Annotated in this window: 12 protein-coding genes; all 12 read right to left on the bottom strand. The window is 66.3% G+C overall.

What is annotated here, in order from left to right; genetic code table 11:
* Nucleotide 1 precedes the first annotated feature (1 nt).
* The 12 genes from B4394_RS00355 to B4394_RS00410 are packed head-to-tail and all read right to left on the bottom strand — an operon-like array spanning nt 2 to nt 12,414.
* Nucleotides 2-1,201, bottom strand: coding sequence for an MlaD family protein (locus B4394_RS00355; RefSeq protein ID WP_078309082.1), 1,200 nt, complete (start codon nt 1,199-1,201; stop codon nt 2-4).
* Complete coding sequence (locus tag B4394_RS00360) at nt 1,198-2,313, bottom strand: MCE family protein (RefSeq protein WP_078309083.1); 1,116 nt, start codon at nt 2,311-2,313, stop codon at nt 1,198-1,200. The genes B4394_RS00355 and B4394_RS00360 overlap by 4 nt, the downstream gene beginning before the upstream one ends.
* Nucleotides 2,313-3,425 (bottom strand): MCE family protein, encoded by a 1,113-nt coding sequence (locus tag B4394_RS00365; protein ID WP_078313831.1) that lies wholly within the window; start codon nt 3,423-3,425, stop codon nt 2,313-2,315. The genes B4394_RS00360 and B4394_RS00365 overlap by 1 nt, the downstream gene beginning before the upstream one ends.
* The gene (locus tag B4394_RS00370; protein WP_078314196.1) at nt 3,422-4,477 is read right to left on the bottom strand and encodes an MlaD family protein; all 1,056 of its coding nucleotides are present in this window, start codon (nt 4,475-4,477) and stop codon (nt 3,422-3,424) included. The genes B4394_RS00365 and B4394_RS00370 overlap by 4 nt, the downstream gene beginning before the upstream one ends.
* A complete protein-coding gene (locus tag B4394_RS00375) occupies nt 4,467-5,543 on the bottom strand; it encodes an MCE family protein (protein WP_078313832.1) in 1,077 nt (358 codons plus the stop codon). The genes B4394_RS00370 and B4394_RS00375 overlap by 11 nt, the downstream gene beginning before the upstream one ends.
* A complete protein-coding gene (locus tag B4394_RS00380) occupies nt 5,540-7,045 on the bottom strand; it encodes an MlaD family protein (RefSeq protein ID WP_078313833.1) in 1,506 nt (501 codons plus the stop codon). The genes B4394_RS00375 and B4394_RS00380 overlap by 4 nt, the downstream gene beginning before the upstream one ends.
* A gap of 4 nt (nt 7,046-7,049) precedes the next feature.
* Nucleotides 7,050-7,868 (bottom strand): ABC transporter permease, encoded by an 819-nt coding sequence (locus tag B4394_RS00385; RefSeq protein ID WP_139359905.1) that lies wholly within the window; start codon nt 7,866-7,868, stop codon nt 7,050-7,052.
* Nucleotides 7,869-7,906: 38 nt separating this feature from the next.
* Nucleotides 7,907-8,737, bottom strand: a complete 831-nt coding sequence (locus B4394_RS00390; RefSeq protein WP_078309393.1) for an ABC transporter permease — start codon at nt 8,735-8,737, stop codon at nt 7,907-7,909.
* Nucleotides 8,738-8,772: 35 nt separating this feature from the next.
* Complete coding sequence (locus B4394_RS00395; protein WP_176138268.1) at nt 8,773-10,455, bottom strand: fatty acyl-AMP ligase; 1,683 nt, start codon at nt 10,453-10,455, stop codon at nt 8,773-8,775.
* Entirely contained in the window at nt 10,452-10,694 is a 243-nt protein-coding gene (locus B4394_RS00400; RefSeq protein WP_030095215.1) for an acyl carrier protein, read from the bottom strand. The genes B4394_RS00395 and B4394_RS00400 overlap by 4 nt, the downstream gene beginning before the upstream one ends.
* A 14-nt stretch (nt 10,695-10,708) precedes the next feature.
* On the bottom strand, nt 10,709-11,479 hold the full coding sequence (locus B4394_RS00405; RefSeq protein WP_078313836.1) for an ABC transporter permease: 771 nt from the start codon (nt 11,477-11,479) through the stop codon (nt 10,709-10,711).
* Nucleotides 11,476-12,414: an ABC transporter ATP-binding protein gene (locus B4394_RS00410; RefSeq protein WP_078313837.1), complete on the bottom strand. Its 939-nt coding sequence runs from the start codon at nt 12,412-12,414 to the stop codon at nt 11,476-11,478. The genes B4394_RS00405 and B4394_RS00410 overlap by 4 nt, the downstream gene beginning before the upstream one ends.
* Nucleotides 12,415-12,416 lie beyond the last annotated feature (2 nt).

Genomic DNA, 12,416 nt, shown 5'->3' on the forward strand with positions numbered 1-12,416 from the left:
TTTACCTCGGTGGCTCGATGGGCAGCGCGGGACCGCCGTAGGGCGTCGGGATGGTGTACCGGCCCGTCGGTGTCGGGTCGGAGGTGGCGCCTAGGTCCGCACCGGGCGGCGGCCCGGCCGTGTCATCCCCCGCCGGGCGCGGGGCGTTCCTGGCGCCGCGCACCAGGACGGCCGGATCGTCGTCGTGGCAATAGGTGTGCAGGAACGGCTCCGGGTAATCGGCGGAAGACGGTGGGCGCCGCGGGGTGCCGTAGTCGCAGGCATAACGCGGGTACAGGTCGGCGGTCACCCACAGTCCGTGCTCGTGCATGGTGCTGATGAACGCCTCCAGTGCCGAACCCCGATAGTCGGGAAACAGGGCGTTGAGCGCCGGCACCCGCACATACGACAGCCGGGCGTTGGTGGACAGGTTGGCCAGCAGCTGCACCATGGTGTCGGAGTTATCGGTGAACAGATTGTCGGTGGCCCCCAGCACCCGAGGGGCTTGGTCGATGAGTTTCCGGTAGCCGCCGTCCATCCTGTTGATGCCCGCGAGCGTGCCACGCAGGTTTCGTGCGGTGGCCGCGATGCCGCCATTGACATCCACGGCCGCCGACAGCACCGTCCTGCTGTCCCGGATTGCGCGAACCGTCTCGGGCAGTACCGAATCGAGGGTCGCGAGCAGGAACACCCCGCCGTCGACTATCGACGTGAGCTTGCCTGGCCCCTCCGCGCTCAGGCTCAGTTCGTTTTTGATGCGCTCGATCTTGGCCGGATCCACTTGGGCGAGAACACCGTCGGCATGGACCAGCAGCTGCGCCGGGGTGACCGGGATGGCGGTGCGGTCCCGGGTGATCACGGCCCCCGCCGACAGAAACGGGCCCGCGTCCGATCCCGACGAGAAGTCCAGGTACTGCTCACCGGCCGGAGACAGCCCGGAGACCCGCACCGTGCTGGAGGCGGGAACGCGGACACCACCGTCCACACTGACCGTCGCGTTCACACCCTGGCCGGTGAAGCTCAGTGAATCGACCGAGCCGATGCGCACGCCATGCAGCGTCACGTCCTGGTTGGGCAGCAGCCCACCGGATTCGGCGAGTTGGATGGTCACCGGATAGCTCGACGCCAGCGGCCGCACGTGCAGCACCCCGACAAGCAGATAGGTCACCGAGACCGTCAACATGAGCACCAGCGACAGGCCGCTGACCCAGGCGCGGCTCATCGGGGGGCCTCCTGCGCAGCGGGTCCCTGACCCACCACACGTTCCTGCAGCCGCCACAGCGTGTACTTGAAGGTCCCCACGAGCTTGGCCCAGTCGTACCGCTTAGGTCCGTGAAAACCCTGGTCCCCCCCGAATCCGGCGTCCGGGATAGCACCCAGCACCAGGCGGTCGATACCGGCGCTGCCGGATATGGCTGAGCCCGCAGTGATTTTGATGAACGGCGCGTATAGCCGGTTCAGCGCGAGCAGGCTGGTCTCGGGGTCCAGCACCACGTCATTCCAGGATCGCGAGATGGCATTAGCATCGGCGACAACGCTGCGCCCGCTGGCATCGGTACCCGCGACGGACGGAAACTTGCTCAGCTCGCTGGCGGTATCGCCCAGCAGCAGTACCAGATTCGAGATCTGATCGGCATTGTCCCGCAGGGTCGCGGTGGCCGGTGCGGCCGCGTGCAGCACCTCGGCGAGTGTGTCGCTCTTGCCGTCGAGCGCCTCGGCCAGCTGCGCCGTCTCCGTCATCGCGGCATCCAGCTGTCCCGAGCGCGCATTGAGCTTGCCCAGCAGCTCATTCGACTTCCCGATCATGCGCCCGAAGGCCTGCCCGTCCGGCCCGGCAGCCCTGCCGGTGCCGTTGACGACGTTGGTGAGGTTATGCACCGCGCCACCGTTCACCAGAATCGCCGCCGAACTGAGCACCGACTCCACGGTCGCGGCCGCCCCGGTCCGGTCGATCGGGATGGTGTCGCCGTCCGCAAGCATGCCGCCGGCGGATTGTTCCGGTGGCGCGATGGCCACGAACACATCGCCAAGTGGTGTGGCAGTGCGTAATTGCGCTGTGCTGCCGATCGGAAGCGTGACGTCGTGCCGGATGCGCAGGGTGGTCACCGCGCTGAAATCACGTGCCGCCATGGATTCCACCTCGCCGATATCGGCGCCGGCGAGTTTCACCTTGGCACGCTCGGGGAGATTCAGTGCATTCGCGAAGACCGCGGTCAGCCGGTATCCCCCGGCGCCCAATCCGGGCGCAGGCAGTGGCAGGTCGGCCAGGCCGCTGGTGGAACACCCCGCGCACAGAAACGCCACCGCCGTGAGCGCCGATAGCCTGCGCCTCATCACTTCTGCCCCATCGCCGCGAGACCGTCGAGCATGTAGGTCAATCCGAAATCGGGACCGTAGTCCTGCAATGTCCCTGTGCTGCAGCCAAGCTGGCGCAGACCCAGCAGATTGCACATTTCCTTGGCCATCTGCCCGTCGAAGACCATGCGGTCGGCCAGGAAGTGTGCACGGATCGCACCGTTGCGCTGGTCGATGGCGTTGTACAAGTTGTCGGCCATCAGTGGCAGCACGTCGAAGAACTCGGCGAGCTCGCGCTGGCGGTCGTACACCGTCTGGATGCTCTTGTTGCCGTTGGCGATACCACGGCTAATGGCATCCCGGTTGGACTGCAGGATGTTGCCGGTCTGCTCGATCACCTCATTGAACTGCCGGCCGGTGCTCCCCGAACCGAAGCTCTCGCGGGCCAGGATGTCGCTGAGCTGACGCACCGTGGAACCGAACTGCCGCAGACTCGTATCGTTGCGGGCCGCCGCGTCCAGCAGGCCACTGACATTCTTGACGATGGCGGTCATCTGTTCACGGGTACGCGCCCCACCATCGGCACCGAGACGCAATGCCCGGGACAGCTCGTCCAATGCCGTCTTGATGCGATCGCCGTTGCCGGACGCGACACCGTCACCGGCATTGAGCACCGCGGCGATGGGACCGCCGCCGGTGCCATCGCCATGTAGGGAGCCGGAAAGCTTGTCGAGCATGCCGAGCACCCGGTCGAATTCGACGGGCGTCGTGGTCCGATTCAGGCCGATGGTGTCATTGTCACGCAGCACCGGCCCGCCGCGATACGGCGGCGACAGCTCGATCTGGCGGTCGGTCAGAATCGAGGTCGAGAGGGTGACGGCCTGGACATCGGCAGGGATTTTGACCTGCCTGTCGACGGTGAACTCCACCTCGGCGTATCCGCCTCTCGCGGTGATCTTAGCGACCTGCCCCACCGGCATACCGAGCACGGCGACCACATTTCCGGGATAAAGACCTGCGGCACTATCGAATTGAGCCGTCACGGTGATGGTCCTGCCGCCGCCCGTGACGGACCAGGCCGCGCCCACCGTCGTCGCGGCGACGACGAGCAGCCCCAACCCGACCAGGAGCAGTTGGCGAATCTTGGTCACTGGCAGTCCTTCAAATACTCGATCATCCCGAATTGCTTGGCGCGCCCGCTGATCGCGCACATCCACGAGTCAATGAGGGCGCCCCCGGGCGGGTTGCCCTCGACCGCATTGCCAAATCCGGTGGCGTTGGCGATCTCCCGGACGGTCACGGGCGCGATTTGGAGCAGGTTGCGCAGCAAGGCATCCTGCTCGGCGAGCTTGCCGCTGAGCTCCTCCATGGTGTGAATGACACCGTCGAGTACCCGGTGGTCATCGACCACGATGCTGCGCAGGGAGTCCACGATGCTCTGCAGTGAGCGCATCATCGCGTGGAAGGCGGCCGAGCGCGCCACGAACTCCCCCACGAGCTCCTGCCCCTGACGGATGAACGTGCCGATATCGGACTGCTGGCGGCGCAGCATGCCGGTGACCTGCTCGGTACTGGCCAGCAGCGTGCCGAGCTGATCGCGCCGCTGCGCGATGACCGAAGACAGCGCCCGCACGTTCTCCATGGCCTGTGGCACCACGTTGGGCAGGCCGCCGAGCTGGGAGCCCAGGACGTTCAACGAGGAGGCGATGCTGTCGGCATCCACCTGTTCGAAGGTGCGGGTGGAATCGGCCAGTGCTGCCTGCAGGTCATAGGGAACCTCGGTGTACTGCAGGCTGATCAGCCGCCCCGCTGGTGTGCCGGTGCCCGCGGGACGCAGGTCGAGATACCGGGAACCGAACAGCGTGGTGATCTTGATCGCCGCTCGCGTCTCACCGCCCACGGGGATGTGGTCACGGACCCGGAAGGTGGCCTCGACGCGGTCACCGGCCAGCCGGACACCGGTCACCGACCCGACCTGCACTCCCGCGATGGTGACGATGTTTCCCGGCCGCAACGCGGCGGCCTGCAGGAATTCGGCGGTGAACTGCCGGTATCCGATCCCCAGCTCCTTCACCACGAGCAGTGCGCCGATGAGCACCGCGATAACCGCCACGGCGACAACGCCGAGCCAGGTCTTGTTGTAGGAGTCCAGCGGCCTACGAAGAGCGGCAAGCCAGTGCGGCCGCATCACGTCAGCCGCCATCGCCGGCATTCCTGCATCGCGCGGTGTGCTTGGCCTTGCCGCCCGGAGTGGCCGCGTTGACGATGATCGGGACGACATCGTTGAGGCCGGGGAAGAATCCGTACGCGTTCACGTCGCAGGCATAGGCGTTCATGTAGGAGCCCTCCCCAAACATGCGCGCCAGGCCCTTGAGGAACAGTGGCGTGTTCAGTCCCGTGTACGCGATCTGCGGCTCGATGTCGAGCATGTGCCGGGTGTAACCGGGCTCGCGCGTGAGCAATTCGTGCAACGGCGGGTTCACATCGTGAGCAATCCGCGACAGGTTCCTGACCACCGTGGTCATCTTGCCCACAGAAGACACCAGCTCGGGTCTGCGGCCGTCGAACTGGCCGACCACCGCTCGGGTCGCGGCGATCGCCTCCTCGAAGTCCCGGTTCTGCGCCGCCAGACTGCCCACTACCCGGTCCAGGCTCCCGATCACGTGATCCAGGGCGTCGTCGCGCCCCGTGAATGTCTTGGCCAATGTCGATGTCTGATCCACGAGCGTCGCGAACGCGGCGGTGTCCCCTTGCAGGGAGCCGATGACGGCCTGGGTGAGGTTGTTCACCTGCGCGGGGTCCAGCACCGCGAAAAGGGGCTCATACCCATTGAGTAGAACGCCGATGTCGAAGGAGGGCTCGGTGCGCTCGACGGGAATGACCCCGCCCGGGGCCAGCAGGCCGCCGTGCCCCGAGTGTCCCTGCGCCAGTGCGAGATACCGCTGGCCGACGATGTTCTGATAGGTCACCGCCGCGGTAGTGCTGTCGGGGAGCCGCTGGCCGTCCTGGACCGCGAAGCGCACCTTCGCGAGGGTCCCGTTGAGCTCAATGCCCTGCACCCTGCCCACACGAACCCCCGCGATCCGCACGTCGTCGCCCTCGCGCAGCCCGAAGACATCGGTGAACATCGCGCCGTAGGAGACCGTCGTGCCCTTGACGTCGCGCCGCAATGTGACGTAGACCAGCCACGTCAGCACCGTGGCGATCACCAGGAAGATGACGAGGCCAGTCACGGGCCCACGCACGCTCCCGGCCGCTGAGCGCCTCATCGTGTGCCTTCCTTGTTGTCTGCGTCCTGGTTTCGGGTCACGGCGGTGCCGCGGGCGATGGGCCCGAGCATCAGCTGATCCGCCGCCGTCGCGGGCTCGCCGAGCATTCGGCCCAACTGGCTCCGTTCCTGGGCACTGCCGACAGGTCCCACATTTCCCCCGAATGACGCCGGGGCGAAAGCGGTTTCGCCCGGGACCGCGCTTCCGGGTACCGGTGGAGCCGGACTGAGCCACGACGGCACCGGCGGATTGGGATCACGCAGGTCCGGGTTGGGGTTGACCAGGGGCGGCCCGACGGCGACGAGATTGCCATGGGGACCTACCACCGTGCCCCGCGGCGGAGCCAGGGTGGCCGGAGGGTGGTAATTCTGCGGCAGCAGGACCTCGGGAAGGTCGGGCCGGACCGCGATCTGGGGAGCGGTAAAACAGCTGGGCGCCTTGAGTTCTCCGTAGCGCGGGCAGTCGGCGCGGGTGTAGGTGTACGACGGGGTGAACGACAGATTGACCCGCCCGCGTGGGGTGGCCAGCTCCGGGTCCCACACCTCCTGGAAGAAGGTGTCCGAGAACGTGGTGATGCGCCGGGTGATTGGCACGAAGTGCTGGGCGTTATTGGCCAGCACGCCCAGCACCGGCGTCAGGTCGGTGGTGATCTGGATGAGCTGATCGGTGTGGTTGCGCAGCGACTCCACGGTGGTCCCGGTGGTGTGCACCCCGGCCCCGATGAACGTACGCAACTGATCCCGTTTCTCGGCGAGGGTGCGCATGGGCCCCACGGCTTGGTGCAGGGCATCCACCAAGTCCGGTGCGGTCTGCGAGAGCCCACGCGCCGCATCCACCAGCGCCGACACCGTGGACGGCCCCTGGTCCGTCGCCACGATGGCATTGAGCTGGTCCAGGATGCGGTCGAGTTGCGCCGCACCTGTCAGCAGTTCGGCACGGCGGTGATCGGTGGCCGCACCAACGGCCGCCAGGATCCCGACGGTGTTGTCCTCGCGGCCGCGGCCCGTCGCGGAGAGGATCTGGCGCAGCTTGTTCACCGTGGTCTGAAACAGCACGGTCGGCAGCCGGGTGTCCTCGGCGATACGCCCGCCGTCGCGCACGGGTGCACCGGAGCCGTGGTCGACGAGTTGCAGGGCCGAGACCGCGAAGACATTGCTGGGCACCACCCGGGCGGTGACGGTCGCGGGGATCGAGTTGGCGTACAGGGGTTTAAGCCGCAGATGCACCCGGTTGGGTTGCACACCGGCCCCCGGGACGACGCTGTCCACGGCACCGACGAGTACGCCGCGATATTTCACATCCGAGCGCGGCGGCAGTCCGTCACCGACGTTGCGGAGCTCGGCGACCACGTTCACGTACCGGTCCAGCACCCCCGTCGACTTGATCAGCAGAGCGGACGTGATGACCGCGACGGCGGCCAGCGCGGCGCCCCCGCGCACCAGCAGCTGGCGTCGCGAGAAGACAACCCCGTCCAGGTCGTAATGAGTGCCAAGCTGATTCATCAGATCATCCCCCGAACCTGGCGCCCGAGTCGATACTCCACAGCGCCATGGTGAGCAGCATGTTGACCACGATCACCGCGGTGATGCTGGCACGCATCGCGTGCCCCGCCGCAATACCGACACCCTCCGGTCCGCCGTCGGCGCAGAACCCGTAATAGCACTGCACGGCCGAGGCTATCCAGACGAAGACGATGGCCTTGAGGACCGAGTAGGCCATGTCCGTGCCGCTGGACAGCAGCGTGAAGTAGTGCAGGTACGGACCCAGCGAGCCGCCGCTGACAATGCCGACCATGACCTGGCAGGACAAGTAACTGATCGTCAGACATGCCACGTACAGCGGGATGATGGCGACCACGGACGCCATCAGGCGCGTCGTCACGAGATAGGGAATCGGCCGGATGGCAAGGGAATCCATCGCGTCCACCTCTTCGGAGATGCGCATCGACCCAAGCTGGGTGGTGAAGCGGCATCCCGCCTGCACGGCGAAGGCCAGCGCGGCCATGATCGGCGCGAGCTCGCGGGTGGTCACCAATGAGGAGATGACCCCCGTGGCCGGGCCCAGGCCCATCAGTTCCAGGAAGTTGTAGCCCTCGATCGCCACCAGGGCTCCGGCGGTAACACCGAGCACCAGCACCACACCGGCGGTGCCCCCGCCGACAACGATCGACCCGTTGCCCCAGGTGATATCGGAAAGCAGGCGCAGGAATTCACGCCGGTACCGGCGCAGGACGATCGGGATCGCCAGGAAGGCGTGCAGGAAGAAGGTGACCATATGACCGAACCGCGCCAGTGGCCTCATCGCGGTGTCGGCACGGATCACCATGGGCCGCAGTATCACCCGAGGAGTCGGCAGCGTGGCGGTCATAGCACCCCCCGCGGGAACAACATGGTGTAGACCTGGCTGACCACGACGTTGACGACCATCAGCAGCAGGACGGACTCCACGACGGCCGCGTTGACCGAATTGGCCACCCCGGTCGGTCCACCGTGCGCCGCCAGCCCCTTCTGGCAGGCGATCACCGCCACAATGGCGCCGTACACCGCGGCCTTCACCAACGCCAGCAGTAGGTCTCCCGTGGTCGCAAACGAGGCGAAGGTGGCGACGAAACTTCCTGGGGCACCGCCCTGTACATATACGTTGAACAGATAACTCGCCAGGAACCCGACAAAGCAGACCACACCGGTCAGGGCGATACCGACGACGATCGCCGCCGCGAAGCGCGGCACCACCAGCCGCCGCACCACCGACACCCCCATGACCTCCATGGCCGCGGTCTCCTCCCGCATGGTCCGGCAGCCGAGGTCGGCGGTCATCGCCGATCCGACCGCCGAGGCCAGCAATATGGCAGCCACCAACGAGGCGGCCTGCCGCACCACGGCCAGCCCGCTGGCCGCGCCGGCCAGCGAGGTAGCGCCGACCTGACCTGACAGCAGCGCGAATTGGATGGAAAGCGTCACCCCGATGGGCAGTGCCACCAGCACCGTCGGCATCACCGCGGTGCCCGCCATGAACGCCGCCTGCCGCACGAACTCCGCCCACTGGAACCGGCCCGTCACCAGGTCGGTCGCGAAGTACCGCAGCGTGTGCGCACCGAGAACGAACTGCTCGCCGACGGTGGTGAGCGCGGCGATCGGATGGTGCCGCAGATAGCGCGCACCGCGATCACCAAGCGTGCGAAGCCCTTCGGGCATCCAGGTGCGGACACGGAGAAGTTGTTCCCGTGTCGTCATCGGGTCGGTTCACACCTCTTCAGCCGGTCACTGGTCGCTCTCCGGCGCAGCTTTCCCGAGGACGTCTTGGGGATCCACCCGGCCGGGACCACGTGGACATCGCGCGGACTCACCCCCAGGCTGCGGTAGACACGGTCAGCCACCTCGGCACGGATGCGTGCGCTCTCGGCACTGTCGGCGTGCAGCGCCGATTCGGCCACCATCGCGAACCCCTCGCCCGCCGCGGCGGTGGACAGACGTACCGCGGCGATACCGCCCGACTTCACTCCCGGCACCCCCGCGACCGACCGCTCGATGTCCTCGGGGTGCACGTTACGACCGGAGATGATCAGGATGTCCTTCTTGCGGCCGCAGATCACCGGTTGCCCATCCTCGGTGAGGTACCCGATGTCGCCGGTGGACAGCCAGCCCTGCGCGTCGAGCATCGGCTCGAACCCCGCCGCGGTGCGGTACCCGGCGGTGACATTCTCCCCACGGATCTCGAGCTCACCGATCGTCTCCACGGGCAGCACCGAGCGGTCATCGGACACCACCCGCACCTCACAGCCGGGCAGGGGAAGACCCAGTGCCACACGGGCGCTGGCCTCGTCACCCTGGGCGGCGAGGAGATCGGGATGCGGCGGGCACACCCGGTAGCCCTCGCCACGCCGCACAAACGAGACCGCCAGGGTGGCCTCCGCCATGCCATACGCGGGAACGATGGCATCCGCACGCATACCGAAACGCGCACCCTCAGTGACGAATCGTTCCAGGGTCGCGACATCGATGGCCTCGGCGCCGCTGAGTGCGAACCGCAACGGGGACAGGTCGTATGCGCCGTCGGGTGCCTTGCGCAGCCTGCGGGCCAGCAGTGAGTACGCGAAATTGGGGCCGGCCGTCATGCTGCCGCGGTACCTGCTGATCAGCTCCGCCCACAGCAGCGGATCACCGAGGAAATCCATGGGAGTCACACTGACGGTGTTCATCCCACGGCACATCGGGACGATCAGGTAGCCCATCATGCCCATGTCGTGGAACAGCGGCAGCCAGCTCACCACCACATCGGACTCAGGATCGGCGCCCGATGCGCTGACCATCGCCCGTAGATTGGCCTCGATATTGCGATAGGTGATGCTGACCGCCTTCGGCGTGCCGGTGGACCCGGAGGTCAACTGCAGGAAGGCGATAGCGTCTGGGTCGGTATCGACGATCTCCCCCGGCGCGCCGGACAACAGGCCCGGAAGCTGCAGGGCGCGAGCACCGACCGACGCGAACTGCCCGGCGGCCGCGAGGAACGGGTCCCCCACCACCACGGTCGAGGAGCCCACCGCGGCCATTGCCTTGCGGGTGTCGTCGATCCACACCTGCATATCGGATCGGTGCGTGGGCTGGTGCAGCATGGTCACGGAGGCACCCGACATCCAGATGCCTTGTACCAATGGTGCGATTTCACCGGGGCTACCGGCCAATACGGTGACAGCGTCACCGGGGCGCACGCCCGCTGCGTGCAGGGCGCCCGCGATACGCAGCCCCTGCTGGTGCACATCGGCCCAGGCCGTGGTGCGCAGCTCAGCCAACCGTGATGTGCCCTCGACTCCGAGTGGCGCCGAGGTGAGGCCGCGTTCGGTGATGGCGCTGGTGCGCAGTCTGTCGAGCACCGGATTCATCAACGGACGTTCTTCGCGCAAGCGGCTCATCACAAACGGCTCTCGACCAGTTCGATCAACGCCCCGAGCGTCTTGCACTCGAAGACATCATCCTTGGTCAGCTGAATACCAAAGCGGCCCTTGATTTCCGATACCCCAACCGCGAACGACAGTGAATCGAACCCGAGATCGCCCACCAGTTCCGAGAAGTCGTTGACATCTCCGGTGGGCATCTCGAGTTCCTCGGCGATGAACTCGATGAGGAACTCACGGACTTCGGACGTAGTTTCCATGTTCTTTGCAGCCTCTACTTGCCTATTTTTCGGCGGATCACCAGATGGATGGGTATGTGCAACAGCGCAAACATGCCAATGGCCACCAGCGCACCCTTGACGACGAGCGTCACGTCAAATTCGCCGTACATGATCGTGGAGGCGGCGGACACAATGTGCGAGAAGGGGTTTGCGTTGATGCTGATCCTGAGCCAGTCGGACAGGAACACCGAGGGCATGAGCGCCTGGCTGACGAACAGCACCGGCAATGCCAGCGGCAACATCGCCACGGGCGCTTGCGGATTGAGGGTGCGCAGCGCCACGAGGTAGAACAGCGAGCTGTAGGCCGCCGACCACAGGAACATCACCAGCACAAGGAACACCCCGGTCAACAGCCCCGCCCGCAGTGGTGCGTCGAGAAAGGCCAGCAGTCCGATGACGATAACCGCGGCCGGCAGGATGCGGAACATCTCGAAACCGATCTTGGCCGCCATGATCTGCCCGGTAGAGACGCCATACAGCCGCAGCCGATCGGTGAACCCCGATCTGATCTCGTCGATGAGCGTCCCGGCCCCGTACCCCGCACCGAGCATCGGAATAAGCATGATGAGCCCGGGCGCGATGTACGCGGTGTAGGAGGAGAGCGGGAATCCGGGCAGGTCCGCGACGCGCTGGAACATCGACCGCACAAAAATCACGAGAACGACCGGGAAGACGATCGGGAAGATGAATCCGAAGACCGGCTGGCGCAGGCCCACGACAACGTAGCGACGGAATAGCCGCGCGGTATTGGACAAGGCGGTCACTGGGTTACCTCCAGGAATGCGTCGCGCAACGAGGTGGATCGCACTTCGATACTGGCCGCGCCCAACCCGACCCGGCCCAGTTCCGCGCTCAGCGTCCCCAGATCCGATGCCGACGCGGAATCCAAAGTCCCCGACAAAGTCCCGGTCTCCGTGCGTTGCACGGCGTAGCCCGCGGCCACCAACTCCTTGGCCGTGTCTTCCGATACGCCGCCGTCGGCCGAGATGTCGACCGCGTAACCGTGGCTGCGAGTGAACTCCTGAGTGGAGCCCGACGCGACAAGTTGACCGCTCTTGACGATGCCGACCTCGTCGGCGAGCGACACCGCCTCGTCCATATCGTGCGTTGTCAGCACGACGGTGCGCCCTTCGGCACGCAGCAGCCGAATTGCATTCCACACCTCCTGTTTGCCTTCGATATCCAGCCCACTGGACGGCTCGTCGAGGAACAACATCTGTGGGTTGTGGGCGACCGCCAGCGCGACATCGACACGGCGGCGCATGCCGCCCGACAGCGCGCCCACCTTCCGGTTCAAGTAACTGCCCAGGCCGAACTGCTCGACGAGCTCGTCCTCGCGCGCCTTCCGCTGCCCCTTGGGCCAGCCTGCGATGGCCAGGCTCATCCGGATTTGTTCCACCGGCGACATCCACAGATCCAGCGCCACCTCTTGCAGGGCCACGCCGATCAGGGGACGCAATTCCTTAGTCTTGTCGACGGGAATTCCGAGCACCTCAAGCTCCCCGCTGGTGGGGGCCAGCAGCGTCGTCGCCATGCGGATGGTCGTGGTCTTGCCCGCACCGTTCCTGCCGAGCAGGCAATAGACGATGCCTTGCGGGATAGTCAGATTCAGCCCGTCGACGGCGCGATTCTCCGCACCGGGGTAGGCCTTGACCAGATCAGCCGCGCGCAATGCCGGGGTCTTCTCCTCTGTGGTCATGC

It is taken from the genome of Mycobacterium sp. D16Q16 (genome assembly GCF_002013745.1).
Classification (GTDB): Bacteria; Actinomycetota; Actinomycetes; order Mycobacteriales; family Mycobacteriaceae; genus Mycobacterium.